This is a genomic window from Pseudozobellia sp. WGM2 (assembly GCF_017810075.1).
GTDB lineage: Bacteria > Bacteroidota > Bacteroidia > Flavobacteriales > Flavobacteriaceae > JADNYK01.
Map to the genome: position 1 here is coordinate 157,808 of NZ_JADNYK010000003.1, position 21,518 is coordinate 179,325.

Annotated in this window: 17 protein-coding genes; 2 read left to right on the top strand and 15 right to left on the bottom strand. The window is 39.7% G+C overall.

Annotated elements, in window-relative coordinates:
- Nucleotides 1–127 precede the first annotated feature (127 nt).
- On the bottom strand, nucleotides 128–1,291 hold the full coding sequence (locus tag IV512_RS07705; RefSeq protein ID WP_209402120.1) for a FecR family protein: 1,164 nt from the start codon (nucleotides 1,289–1,291) through the stop codon (nucleotides 128–130).
- 118 nt (nucleotides 1,292–1,409) lie between these two features.
- Here IV512_RS07705 and IV512_RS07710 point away from each other — a divergent pair, with 118 nt between their 5' ends.
- Nucleotides 1,410–1,997: an RNA polymerase sigma factor gene (locus tag IV512_RS07710; protein ID WP_209402122.1), complete on the top strand. Its 588-nt coding sequence runs from the start codon at nucleotides 1,410–1,412 to the stop codon at nucleotides 1,995–1,997.
- A gap of 3 nt (nucleotides 1,998–2,000) precedes the next feature.
- Here the strand turns inward: IV512_RS07710 and IV512_RS07715 are convergent, their stop codons facing one another.
- The 8 genes from IV512_RS07715 to IV512_RS07750 all read right to left on the bottom strand — a co-directional run bounded on the left by IV512_RS07715 (nucleotide 2,001) and on the right by IV512_RS07750 (nucleotide 12,369).
- Complete coding sequence (locus IV512_RS07715) at nucleotides 2,001–2,777, bottom strand: SDR family NAD(P)-dependent oxidoreductase (protein ID WP_209402124.1); 777 nt, start codon at nucleotides 2,775–2,777, stop codon at nucleotides 2,001–2,003.
- A complete protein-coding gene (locus IV512_RS07720) occupies nucleotides 2,774–4,213 on the bottom strand; it encodes a c-type cytochrome domain-containing protein (RefSeq protein WP_209402126.1) in 1,440 nt (479 codons plus the stop codon). The genes IV512_RS07715 and IV512_RS07720 overlap by 4 nt, the downstream gene beginning before the upstream one ends.
- A 4-nt stretch (nucleotides 4,214–4,217) precedes the next feature.
- Nucleotides 4,218–5,678 carry a DUF1501 domain-containing protein gene (locus IV512_RS07725; protein WP_100870926.1) on the bottom strand — a complete coding sequence of 487 codons (1,461 nt, stop codon included), beginning with the start codon at nucleotides 5,676–5,678 and terminating at the stop codon, nucleotides 4,218–4,220.
- A 4-nt stretch (nucleotides 5,679–5,682) separates the two neighbouring features.
- Nucleotides 5,683–8,025, bottom strand: a complete 2,343-nt coding sequence (locus IV512_RS07730) for a PSD1 and planctomycete cytochrome C domain-containing protein (RefSeq protein WP_209402128.1) — start codon at nucleotides 8,023–8,025, stop codon at nucleotides 5,683–5,685.
- A gap of 148 nt (nucleotides 8,026–8,173) precedes the next feature.
- Nucleotides 8,174–9,364, bottom strand: a complete 1,191-nt coding sequence (locus IV512_RS07735) for a M20 family metallopeptidase (protein ID WP_209402129.1) — start codon at nucleotides 9,362–9,364, stop codon at nucleotides 8,174–8,176.
- Between the two features lie 8 nt (nucleotides 9,365–9,372).
- Nucleotides 9,373–9,903, bottom strand: a complete 531-nt coding sequence (locus IV512_RS07740; RefSeq protein ID WP_209402131.1) for a YceI family protein — start codon at nucleotides 9,901–9,903, stop codon at nucleotides 9,373–9,375.
- A gap of 24 nt (nucleotides 9,904–9,927) precedes the next feature.
- Nucleotides 9,928–11,235 (bottom strand): Gfo/Idh/MocA family protein, encoded by a 1,308-nt coding sequence (locus IV512_RS07745; RefSeq protein ID WP_209402133.1) that lies wholly within the window; start codon nucleotides 11,233–11,235, stop codon nucleotides 9,928–9,930.
- Nucleotides 11,236–11,322: 87 nt separating this feature from the next.
- Nucleotides 11,323–12,369 carry an SUMF1/EgtB/PvdO family nonheme iron enzyme gene (locus IV512_RS07750; RefSeq protein WP_209402135.1) on the bottom strand — a complete coding sequence of 349 codons (1,047 nt, stop codon included), beginning with the start codon at nucleotides 12,367–12,369 and terminating at the stop codon, nucleotides 11,323–11,325.
- Between the two features lie 197 nt (nucleotides 12,370–12,566).
- Between IV512_RS07750 and IV512_RS07755 the strand changes: the two genes are divergently transcribed.
- Nucleotides 12,567–13,250 carry a head GIN domain-containing protein gene (locus tag IV512_RS07755; protein WP_209402137.1) on the top strand — a complete coding sequence of 228 codons (684 nt, stop codon included), beginning with the start codon at nucleotides 12,567–12,569 and terminating at the stop codon, nucleotides 13,248–13,250.
- Between the two features lie 2 nt (nucleotides 13,251–13,252).
- Here the strand turns inward: IV512_RS07755 and IV512_RS07760 are convergent, their stop codons facing one another.
- The 6 genes from IV512_RS07760 to IV512_RS07785 all read right to left on the bottom strand — a co-directional run bounded on the left by IV512_RS07760 (nucleotide 13,253) and on the right by IV512_RS07785 (nucleotide 21,391).
- On the bottom strand, nucleotides 13,253–13,435 hold the full coding sequence (locus IV512_RS07760; protein WP_209402139.1) for a CPXCG motif-containing cysteine-rich protein: 183 nt from the start codon (nucleotides 13,433–13,435) through the stop codon (nucleotides 13,253–13,255).
- Nucleotides 13,436–13,480: 45 nt separating this feature from the next.
- The gene (locus tag IV512_RS07765; protein WP_209402141.1) at nucleotides 13,481–14,506 is read right to left on the bottom strand and encodes a Gfo/Idh/MocA family protein; all 1,026 of its coding nucleotides are present in this window, start codon (nucleotides 14,504–14,506) and stop codon (nucleotides 13,481–13,483) included.
- Nucleotides 14,507–14,574: 68 nt separating this feature from the next.
- The gene (locus tag IV512_RS07770) at nucleotides 14,575–15,927 is read right to left on the bottom strand and encodes a TolC family protein (protein WP_209402143.1); all 1,353 of its coding nucleotides are present in this window, start codon (nucleotides 15,925–15,927) and stop codon (nucleotides 14,575–14,577) included.
- Nucleotides 15,928–15,933: 6 nt separating this feature from the next.
- Entirely contained in the window at nucleotides 15,934–19,215 is a 3,282-nt protein-coding gene (locus IV512_RS07775; RefSeq protein WP_209402145.1) for an efflux RND transporter permease subunit, read from the bottom strand.
- Between the two features lie 9 nt (nucleotides 19,216–19,224).
- Complete coding sequence (locus IV512_RS07780; RefSeq protein ID WP_209402161.1) at nucleotides 19,225–20,352, bottom strand: efflux RND transporter periplasmic adaptor subunit; 1,128 nt, start codon at nucleotides 20,350–20,352, stop codon at nucleotides 19,225–19,227.
- 151 nt (nucleotides 20,353–20,503) lie between these two features.
- Nucleotides 20,504–21,391 (bottom strand): hypothetical protein, encoded by an 888-nt coding sequence (locus IV512_RS07785; protein WP_209402163.1) that lies wholly within the window; start codon nucleotides 21,389–21,391, stop codon nucleotides 20,504–20,506.
- Between the last annotated feature and the right edge of the window lie 127 nt (nucleotides 21,392–21,518).

The following is a 21,518-nucleotide window of genomic DNA, read 5'->3' on the forward strand; positions in this document are numbered from 1 at the left end:
CTAGAGTGGTTATTATTAATAATCGCCTGTAATCGGGGGATGGTACGAACATCCTCCGATTTTTTTTAGTTTTCGGCGGCAGCAATCAATTTCTTGGTGCCATCATTATGAAGCTTTATTTCATACGCTAATCGTTTTTTAAAATGGTTATATGGTCGTTATCGACCTCGAAATGAATATTGTGAATTCTACTAAAGTATTCTAATACTTGACTGATAGATTCGTGCTGTATATCTATTGTAGCATTAAACTTCTCGTTTTCTAAATACCCATCGGGGTTCGATATAGTAACATTGTAATGCCTTTCTAGTTTTTGCATCATGTTTCTAAAGGGAGCATTGCGAAAAACAATATACCCATTGACCCAAGAAGTATATAGATCGGTAGGCACCTCTACCGTTTCTATTCTAGAAGTTGCTTTATTAAAAGTACCTTTAAAGCCAGGGCTAAGAATTATTTTCTCCGTTTTATCGGAAACATTCGCAACCAATTGTACAGACCCCGAAACCAAAACGACTTCGGTAGTAGTATCTTCCTCATAATTTGCCACATTGAATGTCGTGCCCAACACCTGAACATCTAAACTATCAAGGCCGACCACAAATGGATGTTCCGCATCATGACTGACCTTGAAGAAGGCCTCACCAGATAGTCTTACCTTACGCTTTTTACCTTTCACGAACTGCTCGGGAAAAGTCATTCGACTACCTGCGTTCATGGTGACTTCGGTACTATCGGAAAGTGCTATGGTTATATTTTTACCGTAGGGCACCGAAATGGTATTATACTTTACAGTTTCGCTTACCTCAGCTGAATTGAAAGTAATTTTATTCCCCGTTTGGTTTGCTATTAGCCTTCCGTCTTTGCTTTTTATCGCTGATGTTCCTGTTTCAGAAATCTCTTCTACCGATCCATCGTAACGCTCTAAAGTGATAGCATTCTCCTTAGACTCGATTTTGGTTTCAACTGTTTGATCGGCATTATTGAACATGTATATACCAATTGCCAGAAAACATACCAAAATTGCTGCATAACGAAGACCTTGATACATATTTCTTCTAAGAGTGAGTTTTTTGTCTCTCCTTATTTCCCTTAGCAACTCTTTTTTTGTTTCTTCTAAGTTGGGTCGATTCATTTTATATAAAACAACAAAATGCGTTTTTAAATAATTCTTTATAAAACTCTTGTAATTATCATCTTCGAAATACCTATTGAGTTCATCTAAATCTTCACCCTTGGCAGAATTACCTAAAAATTTGGCCAGTAAGGTCTCAAGGGGACTTGATTTCATAGAAAAAATAGATTGTCTTTATAATTAATACGATTGAATTTTACGATACACCTACTTATTCTCTATATTTTTTTATATTCAACCAATAATCAGGTTTAAAAATTAGTATATCATCAATATGGAAAGCTACGATAACAATGAGGTATTGATAAACGATTTAAGCAGAGGTAAAGAAAGTGCCTATATCTATTTACTTGAAAAATATCATGGTAAACTTTTCGCTTACACCCTTACTCTAATTGACGACCGTACCGTTGCCCAAGATATTGTACAAAATACGTTCATTAAAACGTGGCGCTTTCGAAAGAAACTAAAATCGGGCTATTCGATTCAAAGCTTTCTTTACAAAATGGCTTATCATGAGTTTGTTGACGAATACAGACAGGGGAAAAAATTGCTACCTCTTGAAGATAAATATTACAAATATATGTTCGAGGTTATTGAAGAGACCAATGAATATAAGCTAGAAAAGTTTCTTAGTTTACTCTCGAAGGAGGTCGAAAAACTACCTCCCAAATGCCGGGAAATTTTCACCCTTAGCAAACAAGAAGGGCTTACCAATAAAGAAATATCAGAACACCTTTCAATTTCTATACGTACGGTAGAAGCCCAAATAAGAAAGGCATACAATAAGTTACGCGACAGTCTCGGAGACCAATATGAAACCGTTTTCTTTTTTCTTTACGGAAGAAAATTGACACCTTAGCCCCTAGTCACCGTTCAAACGAATAAATCCTCCATCAATGGGGAAATCTGTTCCGGTAATAAAAGAAGCTTCATCTGAACAAAGATATAATGCCAAATCTGCTACTTCTTGCGGTTTACCCATACGGCCTATAGGCTGCGTTCTGGAAAGTTCTTCAAATTTTTCATCTGAATTGTCAGGAAAGTTGTTTTTTAAATATCCGTCTACAAAAGGTGTATGTATACGGGCCGGCGATATACTGTTACAGCGAATACCATAACTTAAATAATCTTTTGCCACCGAATACATCATCGTTAGAGATGCACCTTTAGACATCGAATAGGCAAATCGGTCATTTATGCCCACCGTAGCAGCAATAGAAGCCATATTTATAATGACTCCGCCCTTTTCTTTCATGTAAGGAATAACAGAATGAATACAGTTGTAAACACCTTTAACATTCACATGGTAAACTCGGTCAAAATCTTCTTCCGCAGTTTTCTCTACATTACCAATATGGGCAATGCCTGCATTATTTATCAAAATATCAATTGCTTCTTTTCCTCCTATGGCAGTAACACAATTTCTGACATCAGCTTGGGAGGCCACATTACAACTATGCGACAACGCCTTACCTCCCATGGCTTCTATTTCTTTGACCACCTCATCGGCAACCTCTGTCTTGAGTTCGAAAATATGTACCGTGGCACCATGTGATGCAAGCGTCATTGAAATGGCGCGACCTATACCGCTTCCACCTCCGGTTACAATCGCAGTTTTATTCTTTAAATCAAATTTCATTCTTCTTTATTATCTACTATGGTATCGTTTGCAACAAAAAATGCTTCAGTTTCGGGGTCGATACCGTTATCAATCAACATATTAGGCCTTTCTTTATTAAATTCTTTCAATGCAGAATCAGAAATGCCCGTACCCCAAAGGTAAAGTCTTTTTAAATTTTTAAGCTTCTTCAGTGCCAAAAGACTCTTATCGTTTATTGAGGTTTCATATATTTTAAGAAGTCTTAAGTGCTCTAGAGGTATCAATTTCTCAATATCTTCATCACCAACAGGTGTTTTATCCAGTTCTAACCATTCTAGGTTGGTGCAGAGACTCACCATATCAATTTCTAAAGATCCTATGGGCAGGCCACTCAAGTCGAGCTCTACAATATTTTTTGCAACTCTCTTTAAATTCGTTATCGGTTTACTATCGTATTCAGGCGCTAAATACACATCAACACTCAATGCATCGGTATTACTGGCCACACGATTAATAGACAAATAATCAGACGACAGATTCTGCAAAGTACTATCTGCTATTTTCGGGAAATTAGCCCATTTTCCCGAAGGGTCAGGTTCCCTTAAAGATCTGACAAGGCCGATTAAAGGTTCAGGTTCTTTAAGACCGGATAATCGAACAGTATCGGAAGCACCCAATGCAATCCATCGTTCTAGAATCTCTATTTCAACATCGGTCAAAGGTGTCTTGCCCTCTGGCGGCATGTGCTCTTCATCTTCAATAGGCAAATGAAGTCGTTTGATCAGTTCACTTTCTTCTAAATTTTCGGGAATTACAGTGTTTCCGTTTTCTCCTCCCTTTAAAATATTAGCAAGATCGGTCAATAACAATTCTCCTTTTTGTTTGTTCGGATTGTGGCATGAAACACATTTTTCATCCAATATTCGAGTAACTACGTCACCATAAATCAATGGGTTCTCAGGTAGTTCTTTCTGTTTTTTTTCGATAGGAAGGGCTAAAAAATCTTCCCCATGGGTGACCATGCCCCCATAGTGCCCTGTAAAACCAATGAGGACGAGAAGTACGCCTTGCAGAGTCTTGGACAATATCATTTTCTCTTCCCTTATTTTGCTCAATGCATACCAAATAGCAGCTACGAGGGCCACCCCGGCCCCAAGCCATTGATGCCATAGAAGCAAATCACCCTTTACTAGACTTTCCTTCCCCAGAAAAAATCCTGAAATGGCAGTAATAAGAGCCGACAGCACTGCGGTAAAAAGCAATAATCGAGGCACCTCTCGACCTGTAAGACCCAAAAATATGGCAAGTAATAATAAAACTATTGGAAAATGTAAAACTAACGGATGCCACCGACCAAGCCATGATACAAATCGAGGTAGTTCTATATAAGACTCAAAAACGAGACAGAATATGAGAAATACCGAAAGCCCTAAAATAATATAATCGACCCAACGACTTTTTAAGAAGTGCGTCATTTATCTATGCTAAGAGGTCTTTTACAACATTACCGGCTACATCGGTCAAACGAAAACGTCGGCCTTGATATTTGTAAGTCAGTTGCTCATGATCAAGACCTAAAGCATGCATTAAAGTCGCATGAAAATCGTTAATATGAACGGGGTTTTCGACCACATTGTAACCGAATTCATCAGTCTGACCGTAATTAAGACCTGGTTTTATACCGCCGCCAGCCATCCAAATACTGAAGGCCCGAGGGTGGTGGTCACGCCCATAATTGGCTTCATCGAATTTACCTTGGCAATAATTGCTACGGCCAAACTCACCGCCCCACACTACCAATGTATCTTCTAGCATGCCACGTTGTTTCAGATCCATGACCAAAGCGGCAGAGGCTTGATCAACATCTTTCGCCTGGCCGGCCATTTCATCAGGTAGGTTACCATGTTGATCCCAACCTTGATGGTACAATTGTATAAACCGGACTCCATTTTCGGCCAACCTTCTTGCCTGTAATGCATTAGCGGCATAAGTACCCGGCACTTGACAATCTTCGCCGTATAGTTTCACTATAGATTCAGGTTCTTTTGAAACATCCATGACATCAGGAACCGACATTTGCATGCGGTACGCCATTTCATATTGGGCTATTCGCGACTCTATCTCATCATCACCCGTCTCAACATGATGTAATTTATTTAACTCGGAAACCTCGTTAAGTAGATGTCGTTTGTCCGATCGAGATATGCCATCAGGATCGTTCAAGTATAAGACCGGATCCTTACCTGACCGGAGCAATACCCCTTGGTGTTTTGAGTCTAAAAACCCGCTGGACCATAATTTGGAATAGAGCCCTTGACTATTGCCTTTTCCCCTTGAGGTCAAAACCACAAAAGATGGAAGGTTCTTATTCTCGCTACCTAGACCATAACTCATCCAAGAACCCATACTTGGCCTACCGGAAATTTGACTGCCCGTTTGAAAAAACGTAATCGCGGGGTCATGATTGATGGCCTCGGTATGCATACTTCTTACCACGGTTATATCATCCGCTATTTTGGCAATATGCGGAAAGTAATCGCTGATCCAAGTACCGCTTTGGCCATGTTGGCTAAACCCTACCGCAGGGGGCATTAAAGGAAATTTGTCCTGATTGGCGGTCATACCGGTCAAACGTTGGCCGTTTCGTATAGATTCAGGTAAATCTTCTCCCATTCGTTTACGCAATGTAGGTTTGTAATCGAAAGTCTCTAATTGTGAAGGTGCACCTGCCTGAAATAAATAAATTACCCTCTTGGCCTTGGGAGCGAAATGGGGTATGCCCAAAGGCATACCAGCTTGGCCCTTCTCATTGCCCTTGAACAAATCAGGTATCAACAATGACCCCAAAGCTAACGAACCGATCCCCACGCTCAATTGCGAAAAGAAATGACGTCTGTTGACCTTTAAGGGATTTTCCTTTTTGTTCTCGTTTTCTTTCATGGTATCATTCTTTGGTAATAGTTTCGTCTAAATTGTAAATTACCTGAGCCGTCAACATTAGGGCTGCTGTTTTGCTAGGGTCTGTTTTCAGTTGTTCATAGTTGCCCACAGCTACTAACTTCTCCGCTTCGACAACATCATTCTGGTATATAGTTAGTGCATCATGATAGTAATCGGTAAGGGTAAGAAACTCTTCTTTACTAGGTGTTCTTACTAAAATACGGCGAAACACCTCGGTCACATAATCTTTATTATCGGGTTTATCGGTAATCATTCGTTGCGCCATAACCCGTGCGGCCTCTAATATTTGCACATCATTCTGTAGCACCAAGGCCTGTAATGGTGTGTTGGTTTTTTGCCTTCGCACTTCAGAGAAATCACGGTTCGGTGCATCAAAAATGGTCATTGACGGCGGCGGCAGGGTACGTTTCCAAAAGGTGTACAACGAGCGACGATAAAGGTCTTCACCTTCATCAGGTATATATTTTGTCAGCACTCCACGATTGCCGCCTGCATTGGTTTCTTCCCATAGACCTTCGGGTTGATAAGGTCTTACGCTCGGGCCTCCGATCTCTTTGTTTAAAAGTCCGCTAGTCGCAAGAACATAATCTCTGATCATCTCGCCACTCATTCGAAAACGTGGAGCTCTAGCTAGCCATTTATTCTCTGGGTCCGCTTTTTTAAGTTTTGGTAGCAACTCAGATTTTTGCTGGTAGGTGGCCGAAAGCATAATTTTTTTCAACAAGTACTTGATATCCCATTGGTGCTCCATAAAATCGACAGCAAGCCAATCAAGTAATTCCGGATGGGTAGGCAGGCTACCTTGAACTCCAAAATCTTCCGAAGTCTCTACCAAGCCCGTACCGAACAACATACCCCAGATTCGATTCACGAATACGCGTGCCGTCAACGGGTTATTCGTATCGGTCAACCAATTGGCTAGACCTAACCTGTTTTTCGGCAACTCTTCAGAGAATGCAAAAATAGTTTCAGGTGTACTAGGCATTACCGAATCGGTAGGCTGATCATACTCTCCCCTGTTCAATATAAAAGTCGTTTTGGGTGCGGAATCGTTCATCACCATTACGTTCAATTCAGGAATTCTTTTCATGTTGATAAAAGAAAGCACACCTTCTGTCTCTTCTGCAGATATTGTTATAAATGGCGGGTCAGCAAAGAATTTTTGATTCTTTGCCTGAACGGCGTCCATTTGAAGACCTTTCTCATCAACATGGTTAAAAAAGGCGAACATTTCAAAATAGTTCTTTTGTGAAATTGCATCATATTTGTGATCATGGCATCTGGCACATTCCAACGTTAGGCCTAGAATACCTTTACCCAGGGTATTGGTTCTATCTAACACATAATTTGTTCGATACTCTTCTTGTATTACCCCGCCCTCTTGAGTTATCGGATGGTTTCTATTAAATGCCGTAGCCAATATCTGTTCTTTAGTAGCATTCGGTAAAAGGTCGCCTGCCAGTTGCCATTTTAAAAAATCATCATAGGGCAGGTTCTCATTAAATGCATGAATAACCCAATCGCGCCAAGGCCACATCGTTCGATAACTATCGTCTTGATAGCCGTGTGAATCGGCATAACGGGCAACATCGAGCCAAGATTGGGTCATGCGCTCACCATATGCAGGGGAGGCCAAAAATTCATCAATAATCTTTGAGATTTTATCTTCGGAGGTGTCTTTTAATAAAGCTTGTACATTTTCGGTATCAGGTGGCAGACCCGTAAGATCCAAACTAATTCTACGTATCAAAGTTTCATCTGTTGCCCTACCGGACGGCTGAAGGTTTTGTTCCTCTAATTTCTCTAAGATGAAACCATCTATTTCATTTTGGCCCCATTCTGAAATTTCGTTTTCTGGTACTTCGGATTTTTCAGGTGTAATATAAGCCCAGTGCTTTTCGAACTTAGCACCTTGTTCAATCCATTTTTTTATAAGTTTTTTTTCGTACGGATTCAAGGATAGCTTTGAATCGGGAGGAGGCATCATTTCACCAGCTTCATCGGAAACTATAACCTGATAAGCCTTACTTTCACGTATATTTTTAGATACCAGCGCATATTCACCCGGACTTTCCGGAAGCTCAGAAAAGGCAATATTCTCAACATCTAGACGAAGACCCGCTTTTCTTTTATTTGCATCAGGGCCATGGCAAGTGTAACAATTATCTGAAAGTATGGGCTTAATATGAAAGTTATAGTCAACGGTCTCAGGCAATTTCATTGAAGCATATTCATCTTTTCCTTTTTCAAAGAACCCCTTCTTATAAGCGTAAAGCGTACCTATCAAAATAGCTAAAACTACAATTATGGCAACTTTATATTTCATCTTGAGGGTTTTGGTCTTAAACTATTAAATTTAGTCATTTTCGAGCGATGCAGACAACCACTATTTTTGCATTATTAATGCGTAATTTTGCCTTTCTCCATCCATTCACACTAAATATTATGGATAATCTTAAGATTTGGCAAAAAAATTATGAATCGTTAAGACAGCTCAGTGCCAACGAAGCCATGAGTCCGCCACCGATTTCAATAGCCGATTCATCTAAATCGAATGTTGGTGTGTGAAGACCTGATACTATTCCTTTTTCTTCATTTCCTACGCCTAACATGTAAAAACAAGCTGGATTATTTTGAGAATAATATGCAAAATCTTCCGCTGCCATCCATTGGTCAATTTCCATCATATTTTCTTCACCCATATAAACCTTTGCCGCGGCTCTAAGATTTTCTGTTAGGTTCTTATCATTTACCAAATGCGGGTATCCGTGATTGATCCTGAGCTCACAACTTCCCCCCATCGCCTCCGCCATGCCTTCTACCAAGGCTTTTAGTTTTTGGAGTGCATCTTTTCTCCATGACTCATCAAAAGTTCTAAATGTGCCTTCAATATAAACCTCGTCGGGCAAAACATTAATCGCCCCATCTGCAATTACTTTACCGAAAGATAAAACCGACGGTATTTTCGGAGAAGACATACGACTGACCAGCTGTTGTGCCGCCACAATGATATGTGAGGCTATTAAGACCGGATCAACTGCTTTTTCGGGCATGGCCGCATGACCTCCTTTCCCCCTTACGGTCAAAAAAAGTTCATCCATACTGGCCATGAATTTACCAGGTAGAAAACCAACTTTTCCTACTGGCATATCTGGCCTAACGTGTTGACCGATATGAATAATACCCTCTATATTTTTATAGGCTTCCTCTTTCATAACAAGGGTAGCTCCACCGGGCATCAACTCTTCACCGGGCTGAAATAAAAAGTAAATTTTACCAACAAACGTTTCTTCAAGCTCTTTTATAATTTTTACACACAAAAGCAATGAAGCGACATGCGCATCATGACCACAAGCATGCATAACTCCTTTATTTTTTGAAGAATAGGAGACTTGGTTCTTTTCATTTATCGGCAAGGCATCTATATCGGCCCTAAGAAGAACGGCCTTACCTTCACCCATACCCGTAACACTAGCTAAAAGCCCCGTTTGTGCTACTGGTTTCACATCGTTAATGCCGATTTTTTTTAGTTGTTGCCTAATGTAGTTCGATGTATTCTGCTCTTGAAATGAAAGTTCAGGATGTGCATGAAGATATCTACGTACTTCAACGAATTGCTGAAAATGCGCTTTAGCCAAAAGCTTTATTCGATTCTCCAATTTCATTGAGACCGTTATTCCGAAAATTGTAAATCAAACTTCACAGTCACCTCATCGCCTACAATGATCTGCCCGAACATGGCTGTTGGCGGTTCAATTCCGTAATTTTTCAAAGTGATTTTATGTTCCCCAGAAATTTGCATGCTCCCTTCTGAACTTTGAATATCCACAGGTATTTCGACCTTTTTACCTTTACCTGCAATGGTCAAATTACCGATCAAAGTAGATTTATCTTTCACCTCCTCAAGATTAAATACAATTTTTGGATGACTCTCCATCTTTAGAGCGGCATGCATCTTACTATCCATAGTAGGGCCGCGCTCACTTTTTATATTTTCTACATCTACATTAAAATCAATTTTCTTTGGAAGGTCATCAGCTAATATCAATTGACCCTCTAAAACGTTTGCGTTAACCGTCCAATCATGAACAGTAGAAGTACCATCAATAGTTAAAGAGCTTTTTTCAGAAAGATTGTAGCTTTCTTGAGCCATCACTAGGTGACCCAAACCAACTAAGAATAATAATGTGAAAGTGTATTTCATTTTTCTGCTTATTTATTTTGATTATTATAATACGATATCGCCAGGTTTTGGTATGCGATAATTACCATCGGGCAAGGGGGCATTTGGCATATTCATATTCCAATCCATATCTACTGGAACGATGCTATGATTAGAGGCTCTGGCCTTTTCCAGCTCAATAATCTCACCCGATTCTATTGCCATGCGGCCCATAATTGTAGTCAAGGTACTTTCAGCCCCGTACTTAGTGTTGTTCACATAGGGTTTAGTGCCCATTATCGCACCTATAAATACATCTTGCTCTATTTGTGAAGAAGAGGGATCATCTTTATCGCGATGACGCCAGAAATTATTTCCTGATAAATCAAAAAGCTGGAACCTTTCATCAGCCCTACCCTTTGAACCTTGTACATTAAAACCGATGCGATGGCTACAATTGTCCATCTGACGGCATTGCACATGTAATTTTGTACCGTCTTTATATTCAAATTCAACATAATGATGGTCGAAAATTTCGCCATGATTCGGGCCCTTCAATTGGGCGCGCCCGCCCATTCCACTAACCTTTATAGGGTAATCTTGTTTGATCCAATTAATTACATCGATTTGATGAATGGCTTGCCCTGCAAGTTGTCCGCCCCAGAGCCAGTTGAAATAATGCCAATTACTTATCTGATATTCAAGTTCTGTCTGACCTTCTTTTCTCGGATAAACAGTTGCCTTACCCAAATTATAATAAACATCGGTTGAAAGTAAATCTCCAAGTTCACCCTCATGAATTTTTTCAACCATTTTATTAAGGGCAATTTCATATCTGGATTGAAGGCCTACAACCACGTTCAAATTCTTTTGATGGGCTTTTTCACCTACTTCAATAACTTTTCGATACCCCGGTGCATCTACGGCCAAAGGCTTTTCAAGAAAAACGTGTTTTCCCGAATTGACGGCATATTCAAAATGCTCAGGGCGAAAACCGGGCGGTGTTGCCAAAATTACCGCATCACATTCATCAATGACATTTTTGTATGCCTCTAAACCCAAAAATTGCCTTTCTTTTGATACCGTAATTTGATTGGGGAAATCTTTGGAAATTCTATTAAAACTATTATCCAGTTCGTGCTGAAAAACATCGCCCATAGCTACTAACACCACTGATTCAGATGCAGTCAAAGCCTGAAAAACAGCACCCGTACCTCGACCCCCACAGCCCACGACCCCAAGTTTTATTTTTTCTTGGCCGAAAACATTTGCGCTTGAAAATATTGGCAAATGACTAAATACCATACCTGCAGCTGCGGTCTTGACCGAATTTTTGACAAATGTTCTACGTGTAGTCGTGTTTTGTTCTTTCATTTGTAGCTCGGAAATTTATTCGGCTATCATTGTAGTAGTTTAATGGCAAGCATTATATTAAAACTAGATTCTAAAGTCTTCAAAAATCTATTCATCTAGAACGGTCTGCCAAAACTTTTTCTGTTCTTCCGGTGAAGGCTGTTCTTTAGGGCTTACCAAACGCATTCCAACATAATTGGAGTCGGTAAACCACCAAAAACTTTTTGGAATTTGTGGATCTCTTTTTTGAAGTTTTAAACTAGAGGCCGTTCTTGCTGCAGAACGTAACTTATCGGCGTCATCATCCCAAGAACCACCACGATACGACCTAGGGTGTATAACCGTCGGCGTTACCCAAGGGTTCTTATTATCGGTTTTGGCGTATGAATCCTCTCGGTATTCGTCCAACGTCCATTCCGCCGCATTTCCATGCATATCGTAAAGCCCCCAAGGGTTTGGCTTCTTAGTGCCCACCTCAGCATACTTATTACCAGAATTCTTATAGAATACCGCATACTCATCGATTACGGAAACGTTATCACCGAAGCTATAAGCAGTTTCCGTTCCAGCCCGAGCGGCATATTCCCACTCGGCCTCGGTAGGGAGACGGTAAAATTTTCCGGTAATCGTACTCAGCCATTTACAAAAAACCAATGCGGAATAAGCGGACATACTAACTGCGGGAAAACCGTCTTTACCCATTCCGTAAGAAGGATCCTCATAAGGGGGGCTTGGTCTGGTAATGGCGTCAATTTTCATGACACGGTCATCATCCAATTTAACAAAAAGCTCTTTGTTCTGTTTAAAGAATAATTCGAACAAATCCCAGGTGACTTCGTATTTTCCCATATAAAACGGGTCGATTTCCACTTCTTTTTGGGGCCCTTCATCGGCCTTGCGGTTCACTTCTGATTCTGGACTACCCATTTTAAAATGACCGCCAGGTATTGACACCATATCAAAACTCACCTCAGTGGCCGGTATGGTTTCAGTGTATATCTTTGATGTAGTAGCCTCGGAGGTTGTCGCCTTTTGTTCCTGAACTACTTTCTCAGCATTCTCTGGTTCAGGTTCAGTATCGACAATTGCTTTTTTTGACGTACAGGAATGCAATACGGTTGCTATTAGCACCGCGCTAAATAATAGTTTCTTCATTAAGTTAGTATAATTGTTTTGGTTTTGTTAAAAATAAAGGTTTTTATTAACCAAGAAAGCAAACCATCATTTTAATTACAAAACATATTGTTTTCACCTCTTTAAAAGGAAAAATTCTCACCTTAAGACAAAGTTTTCTGACACGCCTTCATTTATAAAATAAAGTATATTTGAAAGTTCTTAATCAAAACTAGAAAATGAGAAATTCTATAATTTTGTTTGCACTATTCATAATTACCGGTGCATTATTCGCTCAGAAATCTAATACGAAAGAACTGGAAGAATTCACCGAAGTGAAAGCTTATGACCGAATCATTGTGACCTTAGTCAAAGGCGAAACAAACAAATTGGTCATTACAGGAGACGACAAAGATGAAGTAAATATATCGAACAAAGATGGCCTTCTCAAAATCAAAATGGAATTTGATAATTTTCTGGATGGAGATGAAGCCCTGGCTGCTCTTTACTATACAGAAGACCTTACATTAATTGACGCTAATGAAAATGCCAAAATTAAGTCGGACGAAACTTTTGCCACCGATGAGCGCGTTGAAATTAAAACTCAGGAAGGTGGAGTAATCGAACTCAACGTTGAGCTTAGCGACCTCTATACCAAATCTGTTTCAGGAGGTGAAATTACCCTTACAGGAAGTGCCAAAACTCAAGAGGCCATGGTCAATACAGGTGGCAAAATCTATAACAAGCAACTGAATACAGAAGAAACTACGGTAGTGGTAAGTGCTGGTGGACGTGCCGATGTAAAAGCTAGCGACAAGGTTAAAGCCAAAGTAAGGGCCGGTGGTTCTATCTACATTTATGGCAACCCGAAAAATGTAGATCAAGACAAGGTTTTTGGTGGTAAAATAAAAGTAGTAGACTAATTCTATTGTTCGATGTCGCGAGCTTCAAAAGCTACAAGCTCATTATCTTGAAATTGAGGTGTTATTTCAATAGGGTTACAGCAGACTTCGCAATCTTCAACATAAGTCTGTCTAGCAACCGAAGGATCCATCAACATTGAAATTTCTTCCCAACAATATGGACATTGAAAAAAATGTTCGTACATATTCGCCTATTCAATCAAAATTAGACCCCTTACAATCTAGACAATTTAAAGCTGTACCAATTTTTCCTTTTTTGAAGAATCATATATTGCATTGATAACAGCAACGGCCTTTCTTGCCTCATCTGCACCAACCATTGGAGAACGGTCTTCTTGTATAGCCATCAACATATCGGCAAGAACGGTTTTATGGTTTTGATGCCCAATAGCGGTCGGATCTGCTGCACCGGACCCATCCCCATCTTTTGAAGTTATATTAGGCGCAGTGGTATCAGGAACATTCCATTCTACTATTTTACCGGCTTCCATAAGAACACTACCCTTTTCGCCATAAATTTCTAGCCGCTCCGGATAACCTGGATACAGGGCTGTACCTGCGGTAATATTACCGATCGCACCGCCGTTGAAATTCAATATGGCACTGCCTACATCCTCTCCTTCAATTCTATGTACCCTAGTCTGTACCTTGCCATACACCGAACCTACCTCACCCATTAAATTGATCAATAGGTCAATGGTATGAATGCCCTGGTTCATAAAAGCTGCACCGCCGTCGTACTGCAACGTACCCCGCCAATCGCTACCCGAATAATATTCTTCTGATCTATACCAATTGATATGGGCATTGCCCATTAGCAATTTTCCTAATTTACCATCTTTAACAGCAGTTTCTAAAAGCACATAGTCGGCACTACATCTATTCTGTAGTACACACCCCAGTTTGACCCCATTTTCATTACAGACTTTTATAACTTCATCAACCTTATCGGTAGTAACTTCTAGAGGTTTTTCACTTAAAATGTGCTTACCTGCCTGAGCGGCGGCTTTAATGGCTTCGCCATGTCTACCGCTTTCATTGCAAATACAGACCAAATCAAGATTATTCTGAGCCAAAAACTCATCAACATTACTAAAAACCGGTACACCGAATTGCTTTTCCGCCGACTTAACCCTATCTGAAGATTTAGTATACAGTGCGACTAAATTAGCTTCTTCGAGTTCGGAAATACATTTAATATAATTATTAACGATTGAGCCCGTTCCGATAATTCCTATTCCGATAGGTGAAGACATAGTTTTATGTTTTAATTTATGACTATACTACAAAGAAAATCTGGCTCTGGCAAAAAGAGGTTTTACTTCTAAAGCTCAATATTCAATAATTGCCCTGTAAGCTGTAACAATTGTAATTCAGCCAGTTTGGCATCGTACTTCGCCAAGTTTTTATTCGTCTGGGCATTTAGAAGATTGATTTGCGCCTGACGGAATTCAATCGAGGTGATACGCCCTAATTGAAATTGTTCTTTTGAACGTTCAAAATTATTTTTGTTAGTGATAACGTTCTGCTCTTGAATCTGGTAAATACTCAATCGATTTTCATAAATATCCAACGCATTCTGAATATCGCGTTCTACCTGTAATCGTATTTGTTCAAGTTGCAACTCTTGGTTTTCATAGGCAATCTTTGAGTTCTTGACTCTCACCGTGGTACCCCCACCATCAAAAAGATTCCAAGTCAAACTCGCTCCAAGTCCAAAATTCCAAGTTTCATTATTTGTTCCAGGAAAAAAGGCGGAGGCTGCACTTTGGTTAAGGTTCCAACCATAAGTACCCGTGAGCCCGACCGTCGGTAAATACCCCGACCTGTTCACCTTAATATCATATTCATTAATGGTAAGGTTTCTTTCTGATTGAAGCACTGCAACATTATTAAGTTCGGCTTGTGCCACCAGTTCTTCCAAGCGTAATTTTGGAATAAAGGATATCAAGGTATCAACTTCAAAAGTTCTGTTCAAATCTTGATTAAGTACTACGTTCAAATCTCTTTTGGTATTACCAAGCTGCTGTAATGTATTCAACAGATTTATACTGTCATTGGTGACATCGACCTGTGCATTTAGAATATCAAGTTTGGTATTTTGGCCATATTCAAAAGCATATTCGGCCCTGGTAATTCGCTGCATTGAAATTTCAAGTGCCTGTTGCAGCACATTTTTATTCTCCGTTAGCCTTGCTACCTCGAAATAGACACTGAATAACTGAAGCAGGGTGTTTTCAATGGTTTCCCTTGCCTGCAATTCACTTAATTGATATTGCTCTTTAAGTTGTTTATAGGTATAAAAGCGACCGAGACCATCGAACAAGGTATAATTTACATTTAAGGCGGAATTATACCGTTGGGCCTCTGCCTTATATAAATCTTGATCCGCCCTAGCGCTGCCGTCTTCATTTAATTGACCGGGAAATTCAATTGTTGCATCATCGCGGTTATAATTTGCACCAGCCGTGGCAGCAACTGTTGGCAAATATCCTGAATTTAAAACACCTTGATTATTATCGGCTATTTCAACTTGATTTCGGGCAACCCTAATATCAAAATTGTTTTTTAATGCCAATTCAATAGCTTCATTTTTGGAAAGTACCTGCTCTTGTGCAAAAGCTCCGGTAAAAAATGCCATACCAATATACAAGGCACCTATTTTAAATATCTTCATACTTGACTATTCTTGCTTACCCTCCAATTGTTTTGACGGCAAATCTATATCGTTGTGCTTTCCATTTAAACTATGTATAGACCCCGACTGCATTTTATACTCCTCTTCTTGCTCTATTATGGCCCTCTCTACTTCTTCTTTGGTTACCGATCCGCCTTTAATCAACCACTTTTTACCCACTTTGGCCCTGTTGCTAAATGAAAGAAATAATGGCAGTAATAATAAGGTAAGTATTGTGGCGAAACCTATACCATAAGCAATTGAAATCGCCATAGGTTTTAAGAACTGTGCCTGTCTACTCTTTTCAAGAAGAAGCGGTGCCAAACCAGCGATAGTTGTAACCGATGTTAAGAAAATAGCACGAAAACGTGAACGACCGGCATCGAAAATGGCATCATCGAATTTCATACCACTTCTAAGGTTAGTGTTGAACTTGCTAATCAGAACAAGCCCATCATTTACCATAATTCCTATTAAAGCAATAATGCCCAACATAGAGAGCATATTTACAGGAAAGCCGTGAATCCAATGGCCCCATGCCACAGCGGTAAGGCTGAAAGGCACCATTAAAATCAATAATAGTGGCTGGCTAAAACTTCTAAAAGTAAAGGCGATAGTGATATAAATCAGCATTAATACCGAAAGGCCTACTACGCGGAGGGAGTCGGTCATTTTATTGGCCTCTCTATTCTGCCCTTCGTATGAAGCCCCAACCGTAGGGTATTTAGAGTGTATTTCAGGCATTATATTCGTTCGAATATCTGACATGATATCGGTGGCCGTAGTGGTTTTCTCATCTTTCAAATCAGCTGTAACCTGAATTTCACGTTGACCTTCGAGGTGATTTATGGCCACATCGCCACGTTCTATCGTGTAGTTGGCAATTTCGTTCAATGGCACCTTGCCCCCGCTTGGGGTAGAAATACGCATTTGATCTAAATCGGTTATCGAAGACCGATTCGATCTATCATAGCGAACCCAAACCCTTATCTCATCTTGTCCTCTTTGAAAACGTTGTGCCTGTGTACCGAAAAAACCTGCGCGGACCTGATTCATTACCGTTCGTAAATCCAATCCCAATAAATAGGCATTTTCTTTAAGCTCTAACCTGATTTCTTTGATACCGGCTGGATCATTATCGGCAACATCCTTCAAAAGTGAATTGTTGAGCATTGCCGATTTTAATTCCATTTTTGCCGCCTTTAATTCTTCTATATTATTTCCTAAAAGGGAAACCGAAACGGGACTGCCGCCAAAATTACCGCCAGACCCATAAATCAAACTTTCTACGCCGACTACTGGGCCAACTAGCTCTTGCAGTCGATTTGTGACCATGTCAGCAACGATTTCATCTGGTCGTTCTTCGCCTGGCAAAAGGTTAATTTCTAAACTCGCCGTAGAAGAACCCGGCCCGAGATTTCTAATCGTATTCTCGAAAAGCTCCTTACCGGTACCCTTAAGATATTTTTCGGTAAGCTCTTGATTAACTATTTTAGACTTTTCTTCTATAAGGCTTATAATGGAATCAGTAACCTTTTCATGCGTTCCATTGGGCATTAACAACTCAACTGCTATTCTATCACTTGCAATTCTCGGAAAGAAAGAAGTCCGCACAATTCCGCCACCCATTGATCCTATCGTTAAAATCAACGCCATTAAGAAGAAAGCGAAAGTCAATATTTTATTTTTCAGACCGAAACGTAATGCCGGAGTATAGATGTTATCACGCATCCAAACCATAAAACGGTCACCTATCTCATTGATCATGCGTAATTTGGCAAATGCCCTACCTATTTTCGATTTTGGCTTCTTAGCCATAGGTGCCAAGGCTTTCGAATGGGCCAAGTGAGCGGGTAATATTATAAGTGCCTCTACCAGAGAAACCACTAACGTAAGAATTACGATTACCGATACCTCACTAAAAAACTCCCCTATTCTTCCATCAAGAAATAAAAAAATCGAAAAGGCAAGGATGGTGGTTATAATGGCGGAAACAATTGGAGGAATCACCTCCATAGTACCATCAATGGCCGCTTGCACGGGAGATTTTCCTTTTTCGTAATGTTGGTATATATTTTCGGCTATCACTATTCCATCATCGACCAGAATACCAATAACGATAATCATTCCGAAGAGAGATAAAACATTAATGGTCACATTAAAATATTGAGCAAAAATGAACATCCCTAAAAAGGAAATCGGAAGTCCGAAAGCTACCCAAAACGCCAAACGAGTGTTGAGAAAAAGAGAAAGGAAAATGAGCACTAAGATCATACCCACAATCGCATTCTCGGTAAGTAGCTCAGTACGTTGATTCAACGTCTTTGAACGATCACTGACAACGCTCAATGCTATGTTGTTATGTTTAGCGTTAAAGTCTTCTATATACTCCTTTACATTTTCAGCGGATGAAATAAGATCTTCGGTATTGGTACTCGTAATGGTAGTACTAACAGATAATTCTCCGTTGAAGTAAGCTGCATTAGGTGATTCGGCAAACCGGTCTCGAATAATAGCAACATCTTTTAAGCGTACGGTTTGACCAGAGGCATCGGCCCTTATTATTAGATTTGAAAGCTCTTGACCATAATAAGAACGATTGTTAGCCCTAATCAAGTACTCTTCGGTGTCGGTCTTGATATTACCACCGGTCACTAGAATATTAGCATTGGCCACGGCCTGAGCTACTTCATTGAAAGAAATATTGTAGGCCAAAAGATTGTTCTCATTAACCGCTATTTCAATTTCTTCCTCGGGAAAACCGCTCATTTCTATTTGAGAAATACCATCAATGGTTCGAAGTTCATTCTCTACCTGCCTACCGATTTGTTTCAGTACTGCAAGCGGAATATTTTCACCACTTATGGCAAAATTGATAGTTTCTCGAACCGCATCTAGTTTAGAGACGACCAAGGGCTCCATACCTGTTGGAAAAGAAGGCACCCTATCTACTGCATTCTTGACCTCGAGAAGCATAAAATCAATATCTCTGCCTTTTTCGATTTCAACATTGATGAGACCACTATTTTCTCGTGAAGTAGAAGTTACCCGGTCGACACCTTCAAGACCTTTGAGATTATCCTCTATTTTAAGAACAATACCTTCTTCTACCTCTTGGGGTGAAGCCCCAGGGTATGTAATATTTATGGTAATATTCTTAGAATCCGATAAGGGAAAATAAGAGGAGTTCAACCCTAGCATACCCACAACACCAAAGATAAAAAAGGCGATAATAAAGACATCTACCGCCACATGGTACTTAATGAAATAAGAGATAATATTTTTCATAGGCAGATATTAAAGGTTACTCTGTTCTTCGAAAACCTTAACCAACATACCCACATAGGCGCCAACTACCGGTTTAGATACTATCATAGTACCGTCGGGCACTTCTTTAATAACTACTTTTTTATCAGAAAAGTAAATAGGGTTAACATCTATCTGATCTAGTATAGAGTCTCTAACCACAAAAATTTTATCATTTTCCAGCAGTAGCCCCCTATCGACTTCAATAGCATTATCTTCACCTTTGGCATTTAGATTAGCCTCTAGGTACATGCCCTCCCTCAAATTATCGTTTTTCACTTCAATAAAGGCCTTTATTGTCTGTGACGCCTGATCAACACTCGCGTTTATTCTAGACACTACCCCCTCATAAGTGTCCGTACGTTCAAGGTTTACCAATTCAACTTTTTCGCCTACTTTAAGTAAATCGCTAAATGTCTTACGGATAGAGACCTCAAGTTCATATACCCCCGTATCGATAAACTCGCCCAGTTTTTGGCCCGACCGAACCAAAGTACCTTCGGTCACCAATGCTTCTGTCAAAACTCCATTGAACGGTGCCGCCATTCTATACTTGGCCAAGCGTTGCTCAAGATTTTTAATATTATAGTAATCGGTGAGTATACCGCGCCCAGATATAAAGAATTTTTCTTTTTCCGTTGTCATCTCTGGCAACTGAGGTATAGTTTTATCTACATTGAAACTACTTAAATACTCTTGCCATTTGGGATAAATTTCCGGGTAGTCTAATCTTAAATCCGGCATAATGGAAGTAATCAAATTATAGAGACTACTCTTTGCCGATTGCACACTAGCGGTATACTCGGCTGCGTCTATATTGATAATTGTTTCACCGGAACGGTAACGCTGACCTGTTTTAAAGAGTTTAGACCCTCTTCTAAAAACGCCCTGTACCTCGGAGTACAACTCTACACGTTGCTTGGCAATAAGGTTGCCATTGGCTGGCACCTTAATGGGTACGGTGCCATTCTGAACCGTATCTACGAAAACCGTTTTAACAATTTTTTCGGGGCGGGGTTTAGGGGTAGTCTTACTATCGATGATTGCCTTCGCGGCAAAAAAGGAAAAAACAATTAATAGAACTCCAATTACGGAAAGGACTACTTTACGTGTATTCATAAATTTAGAGCTAGTTGGTGGTTTGACTACAAAACTATCCAATAGTTTCAGCCGTTATAGTTAAATGTATCTTAAAGTAATCAAAAGTCTAAGAAGCTAAAAAGGGATGCAAAATTGCATCCCTTTCCTATATCTAAATTACGGTAATCTATTACTTATCGATACTTTCTTCATCTTCAAATTTCGTATCTGCCATTCTGGTCTTACTGAAATTAGGATCTTTGAAATCGAGCTTTATATCGTCTCTATCATAATCGAAAACCAAAAATTCATGCGAAGAACGCATGCGCTCCAAGTTTTTCACAGACTCGAACTTATTGTTCTGAATTTGAAAAACTTCTAAACTTGCCAATTGGTCAAACTCAGAAGGCACCTCACCACCTAATTGATTATTTGCCAAAACCAATTCTTTAAGCTTAGTCAACTGACCTATTTCTGCTGGTATAGCACCTTCTAAAGTATTTTCGAAAAGACCAAGACTTTCAAGCGATGAAAGGCTTCCTAACGATTTCGGTATATCACCCTTCAAACTATTGCTTGAAAGATTAAGCACTCTTAAATTTTTAATTTTTCCTATGCTTTCAGGAATAGCTCCTGTTAAGAAATTGTTGAAAGCCGTAAATTCTTCCAGACTTTTCATATCACCCATGGCGATAGGCAATTCACCTTTAAAGCGATTCATTTCAAGCTTTAACGTTCTTAATCTGACCAAATTCACCATTTCTTCAGGAAGTTCACCTGTAAGGGAGTTGAATGCCAAGTTAAGTAACGTTAAGCTTTTAAGTTTTCCGATACTACCAGGTATTGTACCGCTCAAATTATTTTTGAAAAGATTAATTTCAGTAACATGGTTGTTTATCACTTTTATACCATGCCATTTTGAAACATCGGAATTCAAGTTCCATTGATTGGTCCATTTCTCACCGTTGGTAGCTTGATAAAACTCGATCAAAGCTTCTTTCTCTGCAGCAGGTACCTCGGCTATTATTATATTAACAGAAAAGGTAAAAAGAACTAAATATGCAAATACTGATTTCATACAAGGTTATTTTCTTTATAATGGTTGGTCACTAAGAAACACCCTACAAAATACGTTTATGTATGGTCAAAAACCAAAAATTATCGGTCAACTGCCCTATTATGTTGTGAAAGCCAGCAATTTTGTT

Bases quoted from the DNA above. Each gene is read 5' to 3' on its own strand.
- IV512_RS07720 (WP_209402126.1), bottom strand. From the start codon at position 4,213: ATGACGCACTTCTTAAAAAGTCGTTGGGTCGATTATATTATTTTAGGG.
- IV512_RS07765 (WP_209402141.1), bottom strand. From the start codon at position 14,506: ATGTCTTCACCTATCGGAATAGGAATTATCGGAACGGGCTCAATCGTT.
- IV512_RS07705 (WP_209402120.1), bottom strand. From the start codon at position 1,291: ATGAAATCAAGTCCCCTTGAGACCTTACTGGCCAAATTTTTAGGTAAT.
- IV512_RS07725 (WP_100870926.1), bottom strand. From the start codon at position 5,678: ATGAAAGAAAACGAGAACAAAAAGGAAAATCCCTTAAAGGTCAACAGA.
- IV512_RS07735 (WP_209402129.1), bottom strand. From the start codon at position 9,364: ATGAAATTGGAGAATCGAATAAAGCTTTTGGCTAAAGCGCATTTTCAG.
- IV512_RS07770 (WP_209402143.1), bottom strand. From the start codon at position 15,927: ATGAAGATATTTAAAATAGGTGCCTTGTATATTGGTATGGCATTTTTT.
- IV512_RS07780 (WP_209402161.1), bottom strand. From the start codon at position 20,352: ATGAATACACGTAAAGTAGTCCTTTCCGTAATTGGAGTTCTATTAATT.
- IV512_RS07775 (WP_209402145.1), bottom strand. From the start codon at position 19,215: ATGAAAAATATTATCTCTTATTTCATTAAGTACCATGTGGCGGTAGAT.
- IV512_RS07750 (WP_209402135.1), bottom strand. From the start codon at position 12,369: ATGAAGAAACTATTATTTAGCGCGGTGCTAATAGCAACCGTATTGCAT.
- IV512_RS07785 (WP_209402163.1), bottom strand. From the start codon at position 21,391: ATGAAATCAGTATTTGCATATTTAGTTCTTTTTACCTTTTCTGTTAAT.
- IV512_RS07745 (WP_209402133.1), bottom strand. From the start codon at position 11,235: ATGAAAGAACAAAACACGACTACACGTAGAACATTTGTCAAAAATTCG.
- IV512_RS07740 (WP_209402131.1), bottom strand. From the start codon at position 9,903: ATGAAATACACTTTCACATTATTATTCTTAGTTGGTTTGGGTCACCTA.
- IV512_RS07730 (WP_209402128.1), bottom strand. From the start codon at position 8,025: ATGAAATATAAAGTTGCCATAATTGTAGTTTTAGCTATTTTGATAGGT.
- IV512_RS07715 (WP_209402124.1), bottom strand. From the start codon at position 2,777: ATGAAATTTGATTTAAAGAATAAAACTGCGATTGTAACCGGAGGTGGA.
- IV512_RS07760 (WP_209402139.1), bottom strand. From the start codon at position 13,435: ATGTACGAACATTTTTTTCAATGTCCATATTGTTGGGAAGAAATTTCA.
- IV512_RS07755 (WP_209402137.1), top strand. From the start codon at position 12,567: ATGAGAAATTCTATAATTTTGTTTGCACTATTCATAATTACCGGTGCA.
- IV512_RS07710 (WP_209402122.1), top strand. From the start codon at position 1,410: ATGGAAAGCTACGATAACAATGAGGTATTGATAAACGATTTAAGCAGA.